The sequence below is a fragment of the Caulobacter segnis genome (assembly GCF_003243465.1).
GTDB classification, from domain to species: Bacteria; Pseudomonadota; Alphaproteobacteria; order Caulobacterales; family Caulobacteraceae; genus Caulobacter; species Caulobacter segnis_A.
Genome location: NZ_QFQZ01000009.1, coordinates 23732 through 43055 on the forward strand (window position 1 = coordinate 23732; position 19324 = coordinate 43055).

A 19324-nucleotide genomic window follows, 5' to 3' on the forward strand; every position below is an offset into this window, starting at 1 on the left:
GAACGCGCCCGGCGAACCGGCAAAGGCCCAGATCAAGCTCGCCGCTAAGCGGATAGCTCGAGGCCGATCCCGACGTATTTCAGCTCCATGTAGTCGTCCATGCCGTACTTGGAGCCTTCGCGGCCGAGGCCCGAGGCCTTCACGCCACCGAACGGCGCGACCTCGGTGGAGATCAGGCCCTCGTTGACGCCGACCATGCCGTATTCCAGCGCCTCGCTGACCCGGAAGGCGCGCGAGAGGTTCTGAGTGTAGAGATAGGCGGCCAGGCCGAACGGCGTGTCGTTGGCGAGGCGGATCGCCTCGGCCTCGGTCTCGAACCGGAAGATCGGCGCGACCGGACCGAAGATTTCCTCGCGGAAGCAAAGAGCGTCGACCGGCGTGTCGACCAGCACGGTCGGTTGGTAGAAGAGGCCGCCGTTCGGCGCCGGCCCGCCGCCGCGCGCGACCTTGGCGCCGCGGGCGATGGCGTCATGGACGTATTCGTCGACCTTGGCGAAGGCGCTCTGGTCGACGAGCGGGCCGATGGTGACGCCGGGCTCCAGGCCGTCGCCGACCTTCAAGCTGTCGACGGCTCGGTTCAGCGCCTCGACAAAGGCGTCGTGGATGCCCGCCTGGACCAGCAGGCGATTGGCGCAGACGCAGGTCTGGCCGCTGTTGCGGAACTTGGCCACCAGAGCGCCGCGCGCGGCGGCCTCGGGATCGGCGTCGTCGAAGACGATGAAGGGCGCGTTGCCGCCCAGCTCCATCGAGGTCTTCTTGATGGTCGGGGCGCACTGGGCCAGCAGGGTCGCGCCGACCTCGGTCGAGCCGGTGAAGCTGAGTTTGCGGACGGTCGGGTTGCTGGTCAGCTCGCCGCCGATCGGACCCGCCGCCCCGGTGATGACGTTGCAGACGCCCGGCGGCAGACCGGCTCGCTGGGCCAGGACGCCGATGGCCAGGGCCGAGAAGGGCGTCTTGCTGGCCGGACGGATCACGCCGGCGCAGCCCGCGGCCCAGCCGGCGCCCGCCTTGCGGGTGATCATCGCCGCCGGGAAGTTCCAGGGCGTGATGGCCGCGAAGACACCGACCGGCTCCTTGCGGACCAGGATGCGACGTTCGGCCCGGTTCTCCGGAATGATGTCGCCGTAGGCGCGCTTGGCCTCCTCGGCGAACCACTCGATGTAGCTGGCGGCGTAGCGGATCTCGCCCTGGCTCTCGACCAGCGGCTTTCCCTGCTCGGCGGTCATGATGCGCGCCAGGTCGTCGACATTGGCCAGCATAAGGTCAAACAACCGGCGCAGGATCGCCGACCGCTCGCCGGCCGTGGTCTTGCGCCACCGGGCGAAGGCTGATTGGGCCGCGGCGATGGCCGCGCGGGTTTCCTCGACCCCAAGGTTCGGGACATGGCCGATGGCCGCGCCCGTCGAGGGGTTGGTCACCGCCAGAGTCCTGCCGTCCGCGGCGTCGATCCATTGGCCGCCGACAAGCGCCTGCTGGCGCAGAAGGTCGGGGTCGGCCAGGTTCAGCGGATTGAACACGGTCATGGCGGCGGCTCCCTCGTCGTTGGAGGCGAACCGTTACCGGTCGTGACGGGCGCGGAGCGAACGCGCGCGCGGCTTCACCGCTGAGCGGATAGCGGCTCGCTGGTCAGGTTCTGATCGGCCGGATCGCGCTCGATCAGATTGACGATCACGCCGTCCGGGTCGCGAAGACTGATCTCGACCTGGGCGCGGTGGGGAAGGCGGAAGACGTGCTTTGGGCCAACCCAGGTCGCTCCGGCGGCCGTCAGCCGGGAGACGGTGTCGTCCAGGCCGGCGGTGTAGAAGATCAACGCTGCCTCGCCGATCCGCGCGGCGCCGCTCGCGGCGGGTATCACCTCGGCCTCGTGCCGGGAATCCAGCTGGAACAGGCCGACCATGCCGAAGTTCGAGCCGTCGGCCTTCAGGATGCGGACCGGATAGGGCCAATGCAGATCAAAGCCGATCAACGCGCTGGCGGAGGGATCCTCCAGCAGGCCTTCGTAATAGACCGTGGTCAGCCCCAGCGCGCCGTAGAAGGCCGTGGAGCGCTCAAGATCGCGAACGAACAGCGTGGCCCTGATCAGGGCCGAACAGGCTGGGGTCATGGCTGCATCCGTCTTTCAGGCGCCGTGCGGCAGCAGGATCTGGCGGATGGCCGAGCCGTCCTCCAGGGCGTCCAGCAGGCGGTTGATGTCCGAAAGAGGGCTTTGCGAGGTGAGCAGGTGCTCGACCGGCAGCCGGCCGGCTTTCCAGAGGCGGATGTACTTGGGAATGTCGCGCGCCGGCACGGCCGAGCCCATGTAGCTGCCGATCAGGGTCTTGCCTTCCGCCACCAGCGATACGGCGGGGAAGCTCAGCATGTCGGCCGGATTGGGCAGGCCGACGGTGACGATCCGCGCGCCGCGGCGGCCGGCGGCGTAGGCGGCCAGCAGAACGGCGGCCTTGCCGGCGGTCTCGATCACGACGTCCGCGCCGCGCGGTAGCACCGACTTGATCCCCGCTTCAGCCTCGGCCGGGGCGAAGGCCGCCGCGGCGCCGAGCTTCAGGGCCAGTTCGCGCTTGGCGGGGACGGGGTCGATCGCGATCACCGGGCTGGCGCCGCTGGCGACCGCGCCCAGCAGGGCCGACAGGCCGACGCCGCCCAGGCCGTAGACCACGACGCTCTCGCCGGGTTGGACCTTGGCGCTGTTCATCACCGCGCCGACGCCGGTCAGCACCGCGCAGCCGAACAGGGCGGCGATCTCGGGTGGTACGTCGCTGTCGATCTTCACCGCCGAGCGGCGGTCGACCACGGCGTATTCGGCGAAGCCCGAGACGCCCAGGTGATGCTTGATCGGCGTGTCGCCCTCGCGCAGCCGCGAGCCGCCGCGCAGCATGCGGCCCTCGCCATTGGCGCGCGAGCCGGGTCCGCAGAGATAGCTCTCGCCCGCGACGCAGTCCTCGCACTCGCCGCAGGCCGGCAGGAACGCCATGACCACGCGGTCGCCGACCTTGAACGCCGGGTCATCGGCCGAGCCCAGGACCTCGACGATTCCCGTCGCCTCGTGGCCCAGGGCCATCGGCATCGGGCGCGGACGATCGCCGTTCACGACCGACAGGTCGCTGTGGCACAGGCCGGCGGCGTCGATGCGGATGAGCAGCTCGCCAGGGCCCGGGGGATCCAGCGTCAGCTCGGCGACCCGCAGCGGCGCGGAGTCGCGATAGGGGCGGGCGCAGCAGCCGCAGGCGTCCAGAACCAGCGCACGGATGGTCTTGGTCATTGCTTGCCGCCCCACTTCTCTTCGAACGCCCAGACGTCCTTGAAGCCGATAAGCTCGCAGAAGGCCTTGAAGTTGAACATGGGCATGTCGGCCGGCTCGCCGTCGCCCTCGTCACGCAGCTTGACCAGGGCCTGCTCGATGGCCGAGGCGGCGATCAGGCTGGTCAGAGAAGGATAGATGGCGAAGGCGAAGCCGATGTCGGCCAGCACGTCGCCCTTCAGCACCGGCGTCAGGCCGCCATTGGCCATGTTGGCCATGACCGGCTTGCCGAAGGTCTCGCAAGCCTTTCGCATCTCCTCTTCGCTGGTCAGGGCCTCGGGGAAGAGGACGTCGGCGCCGGCTTCGGCATAGGCCTCCAAGCGGCGCAGCGTCCCATCCAGGCCTTCCGATTGACGAGCGTCGGTACGGGCGACGATCAGCATGTCCTGGCGGGCGTCCTTGGCGACCTTGATCTTGTCGACCATGTCCTGGGTGGAGATCAGGCGCTTGAAGGGCGTGTGGCCGCACTTCTTGGGGAACTCCTGGTCCTCCAGCTGGATGGCGCTGACGCCGGCGGCCTCATACCCCTTGACCGTGTGATGGACGTTCAGCAGCCCGCCATAGCCAGTGTCGGCGTCGGCGATCAGCGCGGCCTTGCTCGTGCGAGCCACGGTCGCCATCCGATCCAGCATCTGGGTGTAGGTGGCGATGCCCGCGTCCGGCAGCCCATAGGCGGAGGCGGTCAGCCAGTAGCCCGTGCCATAGACGATGTCGAAGCCGACCCGGTCGGCCATCACCGCGGCGATCATGTCGTGGACACCCGGCACGACGAAGAACTTGCCGGCGGCGAGCTTCTGCTTGAGGACGGCGGTCTTGCTCATGGATGGTCTCCAGGGAACAGCCACGGCTCGGCGACGCGCCGGCGGGCTTCGAAAGCTTCGATGTCGGCCCGGTGCAGGGCCTTGATGCGGGCGATGTCGTCCCAGCCGTTCAGCAGGGCTTCGCGCACGGCGGGATTGACCGAGAACGGCGCGGCCACGCCGTCGGCGACGGCCAGGGTCTGGGCGCGCAGATCGACTTGCAGGAGGGCGCCGCTCTCCAGGCCGTAGGGGAGGCCCTCGGCCTCATCCATGCGGATGGCCAGCACGCCGTTCTTGGCGCAGTTGGACTGGAAGATTTCGCCGAAGCTGGGAGCGATCACGACCTTCACGCCGGCTTCCTTCAGCGCCCAGACCGCCTGCTCGCGGCTGGACCCGCAACCGAAGTTCGGACCGGCGACCAGGATCGGCGCGCCGCTGGCGAGGGCGGCGAACATCGGCGCGTAGTCGGGCGCGTCCTGCTTGTCGTGAAAGGCCAGCTTGCCCAGGCCGTCGCGCGTGGTGATCAGCAGGAAGCGGGCGGGGTAAATAATGTCGGTGTCGACATTGGCGGCCGGTAGGCGCGCGATCGGACCTTCGACGACTTCGATCTTGTCCATGGCTTTAGAGGCTCCGGACATCGACCAGGCGGCCGGCCAGGGCGGCGGCGGCGGCCATGGCCGGGCTGACGAGGTGGGTGCGGGCGCCTGCGCCCTGGCGGCCCTCGAAGTTGCGGTTCGAGGTGGAGGCGCAGCGGGCGCCGGCCGGCAGCCGGTCGTCGTTCATCGCCACGCACAGCGAGCAGCCGGCGTGCCGCCACTGAAAGCCAGCGTCGAGAAACACCCTGTCCAGGCCCTCGGCCTCGGCCTGCTTCTTCACCGCCGTGGAGCCGGGGACAACCAGGGCGGTCACGCCGGCGGCGACCTTGCCGGTGGCGGCGATGGCGGCGGCGGCGCGGAGGTCTTCAAGGCGCCCGTTGGTGCAACTGCCGATGAAGACGGTGTCGATGGCGATGTCCGTCAGTTTCGCGCCGGGTTCCAGGCCCATGTAGCCCAGGGCCGAGGCCAGCTGGTCGCGCGCCGGACCCGCCGGAAGATCGGCGGGCGAGGGCACGTGGCCGTCGATCGGGAAGGTCTGGTCGGGGCTGACGCCATAGCTGACCTGAGGCGCGATCGTCGCCGCGTCGATCTCGACCTCACGATCGAACACGGCGCCGGGGTCGCTGGGCAGGGTGCGCCAGTGGGCCACGGCGGCGTCCCACGCCGCGCCGCTCGGGGCGCGCGGGCGGCCCTTGAGATAGGCGAAGGTCGTCTTGTCCGGCGCGACCAAGCCCACCCGGGCGCCGGCCTCGATGGTCATGTTGCAGAGGGTCATGCGGCCCTCCATCGAAAGGCTCCGCACGGCCTCGCCGGCATATTCGATCGCATAGCCGACGCCGCCGGCCGAGCCGATCCTCGCGATCAAGGCCAGCGCCATGTCCTTGGCCGTCACGTGGCGGGGGAGGGCGCCCTTGAACATGACGCGCATCGTCTTGGCCTTGGTCTGCCAAAGGCTTTGCACCGCCATGACGACACCGCACTCGCTGGCGCCTATGCCGAAGGCCAGCGCCCCGAACGCGCCGTGGGTGGCGGTGTGGCTGTCGCCGCAGACCAGGGTCAGGCCCGGCAGGGTGAAGCCCTGCTCGGGGCTGATCACGTGGACAATGCCTTGACGCTCGCCGTCCAAGGCCAGGTGCTCGAGCCCGAACTCGGCGCAGTTGGCGGCCAGCAGGGCGACCTGGGCCCTTGCCTGCGGATCGGCGATGAGCCCGCCGCGCGCCTGTGTCGGCACCGCGTGATCGGCCACGGCCAGGTGTGTTTCCGGCCGCCAGACGGGCGAGCCCGTCTTCCGCAGCGTCTCGAACGATTGCGGCGTGCTGACCTCGTGCAAGAGATGGCGATCGATATAGAGGAGGGTCTGGCCGTCGTCGCCCTGGGCCACCACGTGGGCGGCCCAGAGCTTGTCGTACAGCGTCGCCGGCCCGTTCACCGACGAGCCGGGCGTCGACGCCTGGCTCATGGGATGGCGGCCTCGCGCTCCAGGCTCGAAAGCATGGCCTGCTTTTTCAGGTAGGCGCGGCGAGCCTCGGTGTCGGCGAGAAGCCCGGAAAGCTCCTGTTCCATGGCCGTGACGTCGCCGGTGGCCGACTCCATCGTCTGCTTGTTCTTGATCGTCTGGGCCTGGACGAACTCCAGCATCACCGTCCGGCGCTGGCGTTCGTAGCGGTCGAGCAGGGCGTCGGCGTCGCCGCCGTCCTTGTAGATCTCGATCAGCTTGCCGGTGACGTTCCAGGCGTCATGTACGCCGGAGTTCATGCCGAAGCCGCCCAGCGGATTGTTCAGGTGCGCGGCGTCGCCGGCCAGCATGACGCGGCCTTGGCGATAGCGTTCGGCCACCCGCTGGTGGACGCGGTAAATCGTGCGGTGGGCGGTCCGCACGGATGGGGCCTTTTCCGGGCCGATCAGGCGCGAGAAGATGGCTGTCTTGTTGTCCTCGCTGAGGATCTGTTCGTCGCTGCTTTCGTCTGGCACGGGCACCAGCACGCGCCAGAAGGTCGGCACCTTCAGGATCACGCACCACTCGTCAGGGTCGGCCACATAGTTGACCGTTGCGAGGTTCGGGATCTCGTTCTCGAGCGGATGATCCGTCGAGAGAGTCAGGAACTTCTCCGGATAGGTGAAGCCCTCGAACGGGATCTGCAGCCACTTGCGGACGATCGAATTGGCCCCGTCGGCGCCGATCATGTAGTCGGCGCGCCAGGTCTCGATGTCGAACGGCGTCTCGAAATGCGCCGTAACGCCCTCGTCGTCCTGGGTGAAGTTGATCAGGCGGCGCTGGAACAGCATCTGCGCGTTCGGCAGCTTCTCCAGCAGCGGGGTGATCAGGCGGGTGACCTTGAACTGCTCGCACTGCAGCCGGTACGGATACGGCGTCATGTCGGCGATCTCGGCCATATCGAAGGCCAGGACGTTGCCCGTGCGCCGGTTGCGGTAGTTGTAGACGGGCGCCCGCAAGCCTTGCGCGTCCAGGGTCTGAAGCAGGCCCAGTTCGTTCAGCATCGACAGGGTCGGCGGGTGCAGGGTCGAGGCGCGCATGTCCTCGCGCGGGAAGGCGTCGGCCTCCACCAGCGCCACCTCCAGCCCGGCCAGGGCCAGGCGGTAGGCGGCGATCGCGCCGACAGGGCCTGCGCCCACAACGAGAATCTTGGTCCGCTTCATCAGGAATAATCGCTTTCGAATGATCGGGCTTGCGGTTAGGCGGTCAGCAGGCGGATGGCGACGGCGGCCGCGCCCTTCCGGTGCTCGCAGGCCGCGCGGTACTCAGGGCTGGCGATGTAGGCCTTGGCGTCCTCGACGCAGGGGAAGCGGGTGACGACCACGCGTTGGCCCACGGCGATGTCGCCTTCGAGCACTTCGGTCACCGCGCCCTTGACCACCGGCTCGCCGCCAAAGCGCTCTGCGAGACCCGCGATCCCCTTGGCGTAAAGGGCGAAGCGTTCGGCGTCGGTGATGTCGACGGTCGCGACGATGTAAGCGCTCAAGACCCTGCTCCCAGCCATGTTCAGCACCCTAAGAACAACGGGCCGGATGGAAGGCGGGGACCGGATTTGGCGACTGATCGCAGGGCGGTCACGGTCCAGTGGAGCCGTTTTGGCGGCGCTGTCAGCGGCTAGCTATGCCCTCGCTGGACCGCAGCCACTGTCACCACTGAAGGAGTGGAAAATGACCGACTCTCTGGGATGGCGCATGAAGTTCGCGGTCGTCGCGCCGTCGACCAACACGAGCGTGCAGCCCGAATACGACGACATGCGTCCGCGCGGCGTCACCAACCATTTCTCGCGGATCATCATCCCCGACACCAAGGTCACCGACGACGCGACCTTCATGGAGATGATCCAGAACATCCGTAACGGGACGATGGACGCCATCGACGCCGCGGTCACCATGGATCCCGGCGCGGTGATCCTGGGCATGTCGGCCGAGACCTTCTGGGACGGAGCCGACGGCGCCGAGAAGCTGATGGCCAAGGTGAAGGAACGGGCCGGCGGGCGCCCTGTCTACATGGGCTCGGTCGCTGTCGACGAAGCGCTGAAAGCCTATGGCGGTATCAAGAAGATCGGGGTCGTGACGCCCTACGCCCCGGTCGGCGACGCCCAGGTCAAGAAGTTTTTCGAAGACATGGGCTACGAGGTCACGGCCGTCAAAGGCCTGCGGTCGCCCTCGCCGATGCAGATCGCCCACGAGACGCCGCTCACCCTGAAGCGCGCGGCCGAAGAGGTGTCGCAAGGCGCCGACGCGGTTGTCCAGTGCGGCACCAACCTGGCCTTCGCCAAGGTCGCGGCGATGGCGGAATTCTGGCTGGAGAAGCCGGTGATCGCCATCAACACCGCCACCTACTGGCACGCGCTGCGCAGCTCTGGAATCAAGGACCAGATCGACGGATTCGGCTCGTTGCTGCTGGATCACTAGACTTCGTTCCGGAGGGCGGGCGCGGCCTGTCCTCCGGCGCCATTACCGGGCGTGTCGGCCCGATCGGGGACGTTGAAGATGGAATATGATTACGTACCGCTTCCGCAGCGCGGCCGCCTGACCTGGCCGAACGACGCGCGGGTGGCCCTGGTCCTGACGTTCAACCTCGAGACCTGGGACCTGACCAAGCCGACGGACAAGCCCTATTACGCGGGCGGCCCGGCCATCCTGCCGGACGTGCTGCCGGGCGACACCCCCGACTTCCCGAACTTCACCTGGCGCGAATACGGCCAGCGGGTGGGTATCTGGCGCCTGTTCGAGCTGTTCGACGAGATGGGCGCAAAGGCGTCCTGCACGACCAACGCCGTCACCTTCGAGCGCCGCAAGGCGATGACCGACGCCGTCCTGGAGCGCGGCTGGGAGCTTCTCGCCCACAACTGGGAGCAGGGCGAGCTTCTGACCAACTTCGCCAAGGACCCGGAGCGCGAGCGCGACCTGGTCCTGCGCACCCTGGCTCAGTTTGAAAAGTACACGGGGCGCAAGTCGGCGGGCTGGCTGTCGTCCAGCCTGCGCAGCACGCTGAATACCGCCGGCCTCCTGGCCGAGTACGGCTGCAAGTTCTATTGCGACATCATGAATGACGACCAGCCGTACATGATCCGCACCGAGAACGGTCCGATCGTCTCGGTGCCGTACTCGAACGAGATCAACGACTTCACCTTCATCACCCGCAAGAACTATACGACCGACGAGTTCCGCGACGCCCTGATCGAGGAGCTGGATGTGCTCTACGCCGAGGGCGCCAAGACCGCGCGGATCATGAATGTCGGCCTGCACCCGCACGTGTCGGGCCGCGCGCACCGCATCCGCGCCCTCCGCGAGTTCATCGCCCACGCGCAGTCCCTGCCGGGCGTCTGGTGGGCCACGCGCGAGGAGATCGCGGACTGGTACCTGCAGAACCACGAGGGTCATATCCCGGGCCAGATCCGCTGACGCCGTTGCGGGGTAAGAATGCCGGCCACGAAGAAGCCCCGGACCATCGGTCCGGGGCTTCTCTATTTTCGCATCGCGTCCGGGACTTCAGGCGGCGATGCGGTGCATGCCAGACGCGAGATCCAGACCGATCCGTTCGGCGGCGGCCTTCATGTCCGGAACGTAGCGTTCGACCGCTTCGGACATCTTCATCGCCGAGGCGAAGAACACCATCGTCAGTGCGCCGACCAACTCGTCCTCATCGAAGATCGGCACGGCGATCGAGGCCGTCCGCCCTGGGGTCGCATTGTGGAAGTTCCGCCCCTTGGTGGCGTAGCCGTCACGTCGGATCTCGTTCAGGACCACGTCGCTTTCGAACAGCGTGAGGGTCTGAGGATCGGTCGCGCCGGGCAGAGTCCGCACGCCGTTCAGGATCGTCTCTCTTTCCTCGGCGCCGGCGTGGGCGATGTAGGCGCGACCGGACGCGCACTCCAGGATCGGCAAGGTGAAGCCTGGGTAGTAGTTCGAGAAGGTTCGGGAGGTCAGGGCGTGCGTCGAGTCCCGCACCACCATCGACTGGCCGACCCGGGTCACGACCGAAAGCGGCCAATTATGCTTGTAGGTCAGGTCGACAATATACCGGCGCGACGCCTGGATCAGGCGATCGTGGACCTGGAAGCCATTGGCCAGCGACAGGACGAGCACGGTCGGACGATAGCGTTTGCGATCCGGCTCTCGCTCGATGAAGCCCTCGTGCAGCAAAGTCTGAACGATGCGGCAGGCCGTGGGATACGGGACCTTGGCCGCCTGGGCGATCTCCATCAGAGACAGAGAGCCGTGACGATTGATCGCCTGAAGCACCGACATGCAACGGCTAATCGAACGGATGGGAACTCCACGTTCCATGCGTCACCTCCTCTTGATTTCGCGAGCATATGGTCGCGTGGCGGCCTTCCGGCCGCTTCTTATCCACACCGTGAGCACTTGGCCGAACATGCGCAAGGCCTCGGCGCCGGCGCCTGAAACGCCAGCTTACAACTATCCGCCTAGCGGATAAACGCGGCCAGCCGTTCTCGCTGAGCGAATGTCGCGATGGGGATCAATTCCTCGTTGCAACATGGCTTCAGCGCGCGTCTCGCTCGGTCAAGGCCTTGATAAAGGTCAAGATCCGCCTGGCGCGTATCCGTCTGGCGGAACGTACGTATCCACGAACCTCGGCGCCGCCTTGAACCGGGCTTTGCGGCGATGCGAGCGGTAAATTCCAAGGCTTAGATCGTCGGAACGACGCTTGGCTTATCGCCTATCGGATAGGGGGCGGCTGCCAGCCACAACAACGTCAAGGCCTCGCGAAGAGTAGCGCGACATTAACCGAGCGCGCGGAGATCTTCATGCGTCGTGCCCTTCTTCTAGCGTCTGCCTTGACCCTGTCCGCGCCGGCCGCCTGGGGCGCGGAGCAAGCTTCTCAGAACCCGAGCGCCACCGCCGCCGACTCCTGGGCCTTGCCGGATCTGGTCATCACCGCCCAGCGTCGCGAACAGAACCTGCAGAAGACGCCGGTCGCAGTCAGCGCCCTGGGCGGGGAGCAGTTGGCGCAACAGCAGATCGCCCAGGTGGAGAACCTGGGGCGTGCGGTGCCGAGCCTCTTCATCAAGCAGGTGACCGCCTCACCGTCGGCCCTGGCCATCGCCCTTCGCGGCGCCCAGGACCTGACCGGAGGTATCGTCACCTCGGAGTCGCCGGTCGGCCTCTACATCGACGACGTCTACCAATCGCGCCTGTCGGCCGCCAATTTCGGCCTGGCCGACATCGAGCGGATCGAAGTCCTGCGCGGACCGCAGGGCACGCTGTACGGCCGCAATTCGATGACCGGCGCCGTCAAGTTCGTCACGCGCCAGCCGGACGGCAAGACCTGGCTCACCGCCGAGGGCGCGGTGGGCAGCTACAAGAAGGAGCAGGTCAAGGTCACGGGCGGCGCGCCGATCTCCGATCACTGGGCGGGCGCCTTCTCGGCGATGTACGGCTCGCAGGGCGGCTGGCAGAAGCACAGCGTGACGGGCGAGCGCATCGGCGACAGCTACAATTGGGGTGTCCACGGCGCGCTGGGGCTGATCAATGGCGGACCTTGGGAGGTCAAGCTGTCAGGAACGTACGAGAGCACCGGTTCCGACGGCCAGCATTTCACGCCAGTGGACAACGCTGGCAAGGTCCTGAACGGCGGCGGCTATGGCGCCTACTTCAGCCCTGTCCACGGCGACGGTGATAACACCCGCGGCTCGGTCTCGGCCCACGTCGGCTACGACTTCGGCGCGTTCAAGGTCAAGTCGATCACCGCCTACAACACGCTCGACGACGACTGGACCCTGGACTTCACCGGCGGCGCCCTGCTGTTCAACCCGACCCAGCCGGTAGCCGGCTTCCTGCGCAGCAGCAGCGCCACGTCACAGCAGTTCACGCAGGAGTTCCAGGCGCTGGGCGGGACCGACCGCCTGAACTGGATCGTCGGCGCCTTCTACTTCCACGAGGACGCCAAGCAGTCGCTGCGCGACACCTTCGGTCCGGGGATCTTCGGCGCCACGGCGTTTCAGCTGCTGCCGACCTCCATGTGGGTGGATAGCAAGAGCTATGCGCTCTACGGCCAGGGCGACTACAAGCTGACGGACGACCTGACGATCACCGCCGGCCTGCGCTACGGCAAGGACGACAAGCACTTCGACGGCGTCATCCAGAACGGCTTTGCGTTCCCGCTGACCCTCGCGTCTGTCAGCCGGGACCAGAAGGCCAACGCCGCCACCCCGAAGGTCAGCGTGCAGTACCAGGTGTCGGACGATGTGATGCTGTATGGCGTGGTCTCGCGCGGCTATCGTTCGGGCAGCTTCAACGGTCTGATGATCGCCAATCCGACCCTGTTCGGGGCGCCTTATCAGCCGGAATACAACTGGTCCTACGAGGCCGGCGCCAAGGCCGAGTTCTGGGACCGGCGCGGCAAGCTGAACCTGGCGGCCTACACCCAGAAGATCAGCGACCTGCAGGAAAGCGCGCTGCGCAACGGCTCGAACATCACCGAGAATGCGGCCAAGGCGACGATCTCGGGCGTCGAGCTCGAGTTCGCGGTGACGCCGACGCGCAACCTGAACCTGTTCGCCAACCTCGCCTACACGGATGCGAAGTACGACGAGCTGGGGCCCAACACCTCGGCCGCCCAGGCCGGCGCCACCGAGCTGCCGCTGATCTCGAAGTGGCAGGGGCAATTGGGCGCGTCCTGGAAGGTCGAGCCTGCCGCCTTCGACGGCTGGGCCCTGACCCTTGCAGCCGACTACGCCTTCCGCAGCCGCTGGTTTTCCGAGGCGACAAACGGCGCGATCGGTCTGATCAGCGGCAATGGCCAAGCCAACACCTCGCTGACCCTGACCTCGCCGGACGCGCATTGGTCGGTGGGCGTCGAAGGCAAGAACGTGACCAACGAGAACTACTACAACTCTTGCGCGGTGTTCATCGCCGGCGTCGCCAACTGGTGCCAGGCGGTCGATCCTGCCAAGTGGAGCCTGCGCGTTCGCTACAAGTATTGACCAGGACCTGGGTCGCGGCGGGGGCGGCGGCCTTTGGACTTGCCTTTTCATGCGCGCTCAGGAGGCTCGGCCCTCTTGGGCGCGACTCTGTTTCCGCCCATTCGGGAGACTGGCGTGACCTATTCGTATTCGGGCGGATCCAGCCCATCTTCACCTGCGGTCAGCACGGGGCGCATGGTGCTCTACGGCGCCGGGCAGGTCGGGGCGCAGATCGTGCGCGACAGCCCCACCGTGCTGCTGCCGCTGTTCATGACCACCATGCTGGGAATATCGCCGTGGCTGGCGGGTCTGGCGATCCTGATCCCGAAGCTGTGGATCATCCTGTGCGATCCGCTGGTCGGATCGTGGTCGGACCGCAAGAAGGCCAGCTGGGGCCGCGCCCCGTTCCTGCTGGTCGGCGGACCGCTGACGGCCCTGGGCTTCTTCATCCTGTTCCTGCCGGTCACCCTGGACAGCGAGGTCAAGACGGCCATCTGGGTGTCTCTGATCTATACCCTGACCTCGACGGCCTTCAGCGCCTACCTGGTGCCCTACATGGCCCTGGCTTCGGAGATGACGACCGACACCCATGTGCGGACCAAGATCCTGGCCTGGCGCATTGTCTTCACCATGGTGGGCGTCATCGCGGGCGTCGGCTTCGCCCAGCCGCTGATTGGCTGGGCCGGTGGCGGCGCCAAGGGCTGGACGGCCATGGGCGGCTTGTTCGCCTTGTTGTGTTTGGCCTCGATGCTGGCTCCGGTCGTGGTCGCCCGTCGCACCGTCGCCCCGGCCAGCGGCGAGCCCCAGCCGTTCCTGGCCCAGATGGCCACGGCCTGGTCCAACCCGCCGTTCCGCGCCCTGTTGGCGGCCTTCTTTATCCAGAGCGTCGGCCAGGCCGCCAGCTATGGGGCCGTGGCCCTGATGTTCCTGTTCGTGCTCGGCAACGTCACCCTGCTCATCCCGTTCATTCTGCTGATGAGCGTCGGTTCGGTGGGGAGCCAGCCGCTTTGGGTCTGGCTGTCGCGCAAGATCGGCAAGCGCGAGACCTTCACGCTCTCGGCCTTTGTCTGGGCGCTGTTGACCTTCACCTGGCTCCTGGCCAAGCCGGGCGGCCCGATCGTGGCGCACCTGCCGATGCTCGGCGACGTCACCGGCGAGCAGATCCTGGCCCTGGTCCGTGCCCCGCTGATCGGGGTCCTGAACGCGGGCTTCTTCCTGATGGCCCAGTCGATGCTGACCGACGCGGTGGTCTATGACCGTGTCCGCAACGGCCGTTCCAGCGAAGGCGCGCTGACTGGCGTGTTCTCGGCGTCGGAGAAGCTGGCCTACGCGGTCGGGCCGTTCCTGGGCGGGATCGTGCTATCGGCGGCGGGATTCCATGCTTCGCATGGCGGCGCCGTGGCCCAGGGCGCTTCGGCGCTGCGCGGGATCCTCGTCAACTACTCGCTGGTCCCCGCGGCCTTCGTGCTGCTGAGCCTGCTGGTCATCCGAGCCTATCACCTGAAGCCGGCCGACCTGGAGCCAAGCCGAGGCTGATGGTCCAAGCGGACAAGGAAAAGGCCAGGCTCCGCGAGGAGCCTGGCCTTTTTCTGTCTGGATGAGCTCGCCGGATCAGACGACGGCGCAGACCGTCTTCCATTCCAGGTAGTTGTCCAGGGCCGCCAGGCCGCTGTCGCGGCCGTAGCCGGACTGCTTCACGCCGCCGATCGGCAGGCTGCAGTCGTACATCGAGTGAGTGTTGATCCAGACCGTCCCGGCCTGGATGCGGCGCGAAAGCCGGTGGGCGTGCGACAGCGAGGTCGTCCAGAGGCTGGCGGCCAGGCCGTAGTCGCTGTCATTGGCCTGGGCGATGACGTCGTTGACGTCGTCGAAGCGCTGGACGGCGAGCACCGGGCCGAACACCTCTTCGCGGACGATCTCCATCGACGGCTTGACCTCGGCGACCACGGTCGGCGCCACGAAGGTGCCGTAGGGGCCCAGGCGCTCGCCGCCGGCCACGATCGAAGCCCCGTCGGCGCGGGCGCGCTGCACGAAGCCTTCGACCCGCTCGGCCTGCTTGAGAGAGACCAGGGGGCCCATGTGGCTGCCGGGGTTCAAGCCGTGGCCTAGTTGGATGCCCTTGGCCTGGGCGGCGAGGCCCTCGAGGACCCTGTCGTAGATCGAGGCGTGGACATAGGCGCGCGAGCCGGCGACGCAGACCTGGCCACCATTGAAGAAGATGGCGTTGGCGACGCCGGGAATGGCGAGTTCAAGGTCGGCGTCGTCCAGCACGATGACCGGCGACTTGCCGCCCAGCTCCAGCGTCACGCGCTTGAGGTTGCCCTTCGAGGCGTCGAGGATCGCCCGGCCGGTGGCGGTCGAGCCGGTGAAGGCCACCTTGTCGACGTCCTTGTGAGCCGCCAGGACCGAGCCGCAGGTCGCGCCGCGGCCCGTGACGATGTTCAGCACGCCCGGCGGCAGGCCGGCTTCCTGCATCAGCTCGCCCAGGCGCAGGGCGGTCAGCGAGGTGTCCTCGGCGGGCTTCAGCACGACGGTGCAGCCGGCGGCCAGGGCGGGGGCCAGCTTCATGGCCGTCAGCACCAGAGGCGAGTTCCAGGGCACGATGGCGGCGACAACCCCGACCGGCTCGCGCAGGGTCCAGGCCGACACCTCCTTACCCGCGGGCTGGTAGGTCACGGACGTGGTGATGGTCCGGCCCTCGATCGCCATCGCCTGTCCCGCGTAGTAGCGGAACTGGGCCACGGCGCCGGGGATCTCGGCCCAGCGGCCGACATACAGGGCCTTGCCCTGGTCGAGGGTCTCAAGCTCGGACAGCTCGTCGATATTGGCCTCGATCAGGTCGGCGATGCGCCACAGGATGGCGGCGCGCTGGCCGGGGACCATGCCGGCCCAGCCGTCGAAGGCGCGGCGGGCGGCGGCGACCGCGGCGTCGACGTCCTCGGGGCCGGCGTCGACGATATTGGCCAGGACCTGACCCGTGGCCGGGTCCAGCGAGGGCAGGGTGGCGCCGGCCTTGCACTGGACCCACTGACCATCGATCAGCAAGCCGAAGGTCTCAGGGGACGCCAGCAGCGCCTGGGCGCGGGCGCTGGCGGGGCGGACGGCTTCGAGGATGGCGGTCACCGCGGACTCTCCGTGCGTGAGAAAGGGTATCAGAGACGGGCCGTGACGGCCTTGGTTTCGAGATAGAGGTCCAGGCCCTCGCGGCCGAACTCGCGACCCCAGCCGGACTCCTTGTAGCCGCCGAACGGGATGTTCGAGGCCACGGCGCCGTGGCAGTTGATCGAGACGTGGCCGGAGCGGATGCGGGCGGCCATGCGGTGGGCGGTCGAGAGGTCGCGCGTCCAGACGCTGCCAGACAGGCCGAAGGGGCTGTCGTTCACCCGCCGCGCCAGGGCGTCCAGGTCCTCGTCGCCGAAGGTCTGGATAGACATGACGGGGCCGAAGATTTCCTCGCGCCAAACCTTCATGTCCGGCTTGGTGCGGGTGAAGATGGTCGGCGGGACGAAGAAGCCGGGGCCGTCCAGCGGCGCGCCGCCCAGGACGAGCTCCGCGCCCGAGGCCTTGGCCTCCTCGATGCGCTGGAGGACGCGGGCCCGGTGCCCCGCCGAGATCAGCGGGCCGAACTGGTTGGTCGGGTCCAGGCCATGGCCGACCTTCATCGCGCCGGCGAAGGCCTTGATGCGCTCGACCAGGGCGTCGTGGATCGTCTCGTGGACGAAGATGCGGGTGCCGGCCATACAGTTCTGGCCTTGCAGGAAGAAGGTCGCCATGGCGACGCCCGGACCGGCCAGATCAAGGTCCGCGTCCGCGAAGACCACCACAGGCGACTTGCCGCCTAGTTCCAGAGAGACCTTCTTCATGGTGGTCGCGGCTTCGCGCACGATCAGGCGGCCTACCTCGGTCGAGCCGGTGAAGGCGATCTTGTCGACGTCGGGATGAGCGACCAGCGCCGCGCCCGCGGTCTCGCCGCGACCGTTGACGACGTTGACCACGCCGTTCGGGAAGCCGGCCTCCTGGATCAGCTTGCCCAGGTGCAGGGCCGAAAGCGGCGTCTCCTCGGCGGGTTTGAGCACCACGGCGCAGCCGGCGGCCAGGGCCGGAGCCAGCTTTAGGCAGGCCATCGACAGCGGCACGTTCCAGGGGATGATCTGGCCGACCACGCCCACGGCTTCGCGCGTCGTGTAGGTCAGGGCTTCGCCGCCGAAAGCCACCAGATGCTCGGGCGGGGCGGTGGTCGTACCCTCGATCCGGCGGGCCGCGCCGGCGTAGTAGTCGATCAGGTCCACCGCGCCGTCGACGATCATCCGCGACAGCGCCGCGGGCATGCCGTTGTCCAGGATCTCCAGCTCGAAGAACAGATCGGCGTCGCGCGCGATCAGCTGCGCCAGGCGAGTCAGCAGGCGAGAGCGCTCAGCGCCGGTCGTGCGGCCCCAGGGGCCTTCGAACGCACGCCGCGCCGCCGCGACCGCGCGGTCGATGTCCGAGGCGTCGCCGGCCGCGACCGAGGTCAGAACAAGGCCCGTGCCGGGGTCGACCGTCTCAATGCGCTCGCCCTTGGCGCCGTCCGTCCAGGCGCCGTCGATCAGCAGCCCGTGACGGGCCGAGAGGAAGGCCAGCGTGGCGGGGGCGGGCTTGTGACCGCCGAAGGGCTTGGCTTCCAGGGTGTCGGTCGTCGTCACGTCGGACAGTCCTCTCAAAACTCACGCCGCGCCCAAACTCTTAATGCCCGGCGCGCGTGCGAGACCTTGGACAACCCTGGCGGACACGTAAGGGTCAGGACCGTCAATGTTCGCAGCGCGAATACGGCCTTAGCTTGGCCATATGCCCGAGTCGGCGACGTCTTTGGAATGATGGCGCCTCACCCTCCGAGCGGCGCTTGTCTTGGCGCTCGCCTAGTGGATAGTCCGGACATAGCCGTTGTTCCCACGCCCCCCAAGGCCAGTGTCAGCGGCACGGTATAGGCGGCGGGAGCGCGTATTCAGATGCTCAACACATTCCAGCAGGCGCAGCACGACATGCTGCCGGTCGCGACGCCGGACGAGGCGTCGCGCCAGGAATTCACCAAGAGCCTGAAGCAATTCATTCAGTCCAGCATCCTGCCGGGCCTGGGTCCGGTCTACCGCGCCCGCGCCGCCAAGAAGTTCGAGGTCGAGACCGGTCGAGCGCCCGCCGATCGCCACGACATCCGCAAGGCGATGGTCCCCGACCCCTACTTCCAGCACTACGCGGCCGTGAACCGGATCAGCCAGGAGCTGCTGTGGGATTCGGTGATCGACAGCATTGACGCCCAACTCCCTGAGCTGAAGACCAAGGCTGAAGCCAATTCCGCCAAGAACGCCGGCAAGCTGGTCATTCCGGAGGATTTCAAGGTTCCGCGCTACGTCAGCGCCCTGGACATCCACTGCATGCCCGGCGGCTACGCCGGTCGTCCGGGCGGCGACTCGGTCGGTCTGGGCGTGCTCTATGACCGGGGCGTGTTCCTTTACGCCATGGGCTACACCGGGCCCGACAACGACGACATGGGTCGCTCGGTCTGCAACTACGTCAAGCGTCGCCTGGACGGCTTCTCGCCAAAGCGCATCCTCGACCTGGGCTGCACGGTCGGTCACTCGACCCTGCCGTACAAGGAGCTGTTCCCCGACGCCGAGGTGTGGGCGATGGACGTTGCGGAAGCCCAGGTCCGCTACGGCCACGCCCGGGCGGGCGCCATGGGCTATGACGTCAACTTCGTCCAAGGTAACGCCGAGGCGATCGATTTCCCGGACGATCATTTCGACCTGGTCGTCAGCCACATCCTGCTGCACGAGACCTCGGGCAAGGCCATGCCGAAGATCTTCAAGGAGTGTCATCGTGTGCTGACCAAGGGCGGCTTCATGATCCACGCCGACCTGCCGCCGTTCGACCTGATGGACCCGTTCACCCAGTTCATCCTGGACAACGAGACCTACTACAACAACGAGCCTTTCTGGGGCGCGATGCGCGAGATGGACCAGATCCAGCTCGCCAAGGACGCCGGCTTCCCGGCCGAGACCATTCGCTTCGACACCGCCCCGATGGCGGTGATGGAGTTCGCCCAGGCCGCCGACGGCTACAGCCAGGAGGCGGCCGAAGCCGTCAATGATCGCGAGTTCACCGCCGGTGAGTTCGCGCCGGGCGGGGGCTGGGAAGTCCTGATCGCCCAAAAGCTCTGATCAATCGAGT

16 protein-coding genes are annotated in these 19324 nt (G+C 67.5%); 5 read left to right on the forward strand and 11 right to left on the reverse strand.

Annotation, left to right across the window (positions count from 1 at the left end; genetic code table 11):
• Positions 1–44: 44 nt before the first annotated feature.
• The 8 genes from DI526_RS04800 to DI526_RS04835 form a co-directional block, all read right to left on the reverse strand.
• Complete coding sequence (locus DI526_RS04800) at positions 45–1523, reverse strand: NAD-dependent succinate-semialdehyde dehydrogenase (protein ID WP_304274744.1); 1479 nt, start codon at positions 1521–1523, stop codon at positions 45–47.
• 74 nt (positions 1524–1597) lie between these two features.
• Positions 1598–2104, reverse strand: a complete 507-nt coding sequence (locus DI526_RS04805; RefSeq protein WP_304274746.1) for a VOC family protein — start codon at positions 2102–2104, stop codon at positions 1598–1600.
• A gap of 15 nt (positions 2105–2119) precedes the next feature.
• Complete coding sequence (locus DI526_RS04810) at positions 2120–3259, reverse strand: alcohol dehydrogenase catalytic domain-containing protein (protein WP_304274749.1); 1140 nt, start codon at positions 3257–3259, stop codon at positions 2120–2122.
• Positions 3256–4119: an oxaloacetate decarboxylase gene (locus DI526_RS04815; RefSeq protein ID WP_304274752.1), complete on the reverse strand. Its 864-nt coding sequence runs from the start codon at positions 4117–4119 to the stop codon at positions 3256–3258. The genes DI526_RS04810 and DI526_RS04815 overlap by 4 nt, the downstream gene beginning before the upstream one ends.
• On the reverse strand, positions 4116–4715 hold the full coding sequence (gene leuD, locus DI526_RS04820) for a 3-isopropylmalate dehydratase small subunit (RefSeq protein ID WP_304274755.1): 600 nt from the start codon (positions 4713–4715) through the stop codon (positions 4116–4118). The genes DI526_RS04815 and leuD overlap by 4 nt, the downstream gene beginning before the upstream one ends.
• A 4-nt stretch (positions 4716–4719) precedes the next feature.
• A complete protein-coding gene (leuC, locus tag DI526_RS04825) occupies positions 4720–6153 on the reverse strand; it encodes a 3-isopropylmalate dehydratase large subunit (RefSeq protein WP_304274758.1) in 1434 nt (477 codons plus the stop codon).
• The gene (locus DI526_RS04830) at positions 6150–7352 is read right to left on the reverse strand and encodes an NAD(P)/FAD-dependent oxidoreductase (RefSeq protein ID WP_304274761.1); all 1203 of its coding nucleotides are present in this window, start codon (positions 7350–7352) and stop codon (positions 6150–6152) included. Before DI526_RS04830 ends, leuC begins: the two co-directional genes overlap by 4 nt.
• Positions 7353–7387: 35 nt before the next feature.
• A complete protein-coding gene (locus DI526_RS04835) occupies positions 7388–7675 on the reverse strand; it encodes a DUF1330 domain-containing protein (protein ID WP_304274763.1) in 288 nt (95 codons plus the stop codon).
• Between the two features lie 181 nt (positions 7676–7856).
• Between DI526_RS04835 and DI526_RS04840 the strand changes: the two genes are divergently transcribed.
• Positions 7857–8603 carry a hypothetical protein gene (locus DI526_RS04840; RefSeq protein WP_304274766.1) on the forward strand — a complete coding sequence of 249 codons (747 nt, stop codon included), beginning with the start codon at positions 7857–7859 and terminating at the stop codon, positions 8601–8603.
• Between the two features lie 78 nt (positions 8604–8681).
• On the forward strand, positions 8682–9596 hold the full coding sequence (locus tag DI526_RS04845; RefSeq protein ID WP_304274769.1) for a hypothetical protein: 915 nt from the start codon (positions 8682–8684) through the stop codon (positions 9594–9596).
• Positions 9597–9683: 87 nt separating this feature from the next.
• Here the strand turns inward: DI526_RS04845 and DI526_RS04850 are convergent, their stop codons facing one another.
• Positions 9684–10481 (reverse strand): helix-turn-helix domain-containing protein, encoded by a 798-nt coding sequence (locus DI526_RS04850; protein WP_304274772.1) that lies wholly within the window; start codon positions 10479–10481, stop codon positions 9684–9686.
• A 482-nt stretch (positions 10482–10963) separates the two neighbouring features.
• On the opposite strand from DI526_RS04850, the gene DI526_RS04855 reads away from it, so the two are divergent.
• Together DI526_RS04855 and DI526_RS04860 are read left to right on the forward strand one after the other, a co-directional pair.
• Positions 10964–13141 (forward strand): TonB-dependent receptor, encoded by a 2178-nt coding sequence (locus tag DI526_RS04855; RefSeq protein ID WP_304274773.1) that lies wholly within the window; start codon positions 10964–10966, stop codon positions 13139–13141.
• 114 nt (positions 13142–13255) lie between these two features.
• Positions 13256–14656, forward strand: coding sequence for an MFS transporter (locus DI526_RS04860; RefSeq protein WP_304274776.1), 1401 nt, complete (start codon positions 13256–13258; stop codon positions 14654–14656).
• 75 nt (positions 14657–14731) lie between these two features.
• On the opposite strand, the gene DI526_RS04865 is transcribed toward DI526_RS04860, so the two are convergent.
• Positions 14732–16243 carry an aldehyde dehydrogenase gene (locus DI526_RS04865; protein WP_304274778.1) on the reverse strand — a complete coding sequence of 504 codons (1512 nt, stop codon included), beginning with the start codon at positions 16241–16243 and terminating at the stop codon, positions 14732–14734.
• Between the two features lie 29 nt (positions 16244–16272).
• Positions 16273–17802, reverse strand: a complete 1530-nt coding sequence (locus DI526_RS04870; RefSeq protein WP_304274781.1) for an aldehyde dehydrogenase — start codon at positions 17800–17802, stop codon at positions 16273–16275.
• A gap of 303 nt (positions 17803–18105) precedes the next feature.
• On the opposite strand from DI526_RS04870, the gene DI526_RS04875 reads away from it, so the two are divergent.
• Positions 18106–19314 carry a class I SAM-dependent methyltransferase gene (locus DI526_RS04875; RefSeq protein WP_304274784.1) on the forward strand — a complete coding sequence of 403 codons (1209 nt, stop codon included), beginning with the start codon at positions 18106–18108 and terminating at the stop codon, positions 19312–19314.
• The last annotated feature ends 10 nt before the right edge of the window (positions 19315–19324 follow it).

Excerpts from the sequence above, each read along its gene's own strand:
- DI526_RS04800 (WP_304274744.1), bottom strand. The coding sequence starts at position 1,523 with ATGACCGTGTTCAATCCGCTGAACCTGGCCGACCCCGACCTTCTGCGC.
- DI526_RS04805 (WP_304274746.1), bottom strand. The coding sequence starts at position 2,104 with ATGACCCCAGCCTGTTCGGCCCTGATCAGGGCCACGCTGTTCGTTCGC.
- DI526_RS04810 (WP_304274749.1), bottom strand. The coding sequence starts at position 3,259 with ATGACCAAGACCATCCGTGCGCTGGTTCTGGACGCCTGCGGCTGCTGC.
- DI526_RS04815 (WP_304274752.1), bottom strand. The coding sequence starts at position 4,119 with ATGAGCAAGACCGCCGTCCTCAAGCAGAAGCTCGCCGCCGGCAAGTTC.
- leuD (WP_304274755.1), bottom strand. The coding sequence starts at position 4,715 with ATGGACAAGATCGAAGTCGTCGAAGGTCCGATCGCGCGCCTACCGGCC.
- leuC (WP_304274758.1), bottom strand. The coding sequence starts at position 6,153 with ATGAGCCAGGCGTCGACGCCCGGCTCGTCGGTGAACGGGCCGGCGACG.
- DI526_RS04830 (WP_304274761.1), bottom strand. The coding sequence starts at position 7,352 with ATGAAGCGGACCAAGATTCTCGTTGTGGGCGCAGGCCCTGTCGGCGCG.
- DI526_RS04840 (WP_304274766.1), top strand. The coding sequence starts at position 7,857 with ATGACCGACTCTCTGGGATGGCGCATGAAGTTCGCGGTCGTCGCGCCG.
- DI526_RS04845 (WP_304274769.1), top strand. The coding sequence starts at position 8,682 with ATGGAATATGATTACGTACCGCTTCCGCAGCGCGGCCGCCTGACCTGG.
- DI526_RS04850 (WP_304274772.1), bottom strand. The coding sequence starts at position 10,481 with ATGGAACGTGGAGTTCCCATCCGTTCGATTAGCCGTTGCATGTCGGTG.
- DI526_RS04855 (WP_304274773.1), top strand. The coding sequence starts at position 10,964 with ATGCGTCGTGCCCTTCTTCTAGCGTCTGCCTTGACCCTGTCCGCGCCG.
- DI526_RS04875 (WP_304274784.1), top strand. The coding sequence starts at position 18,106 with ATGCTCAACACATTCCAGCAGGCGCAGCACGACATGCTGCCGGTCGCG.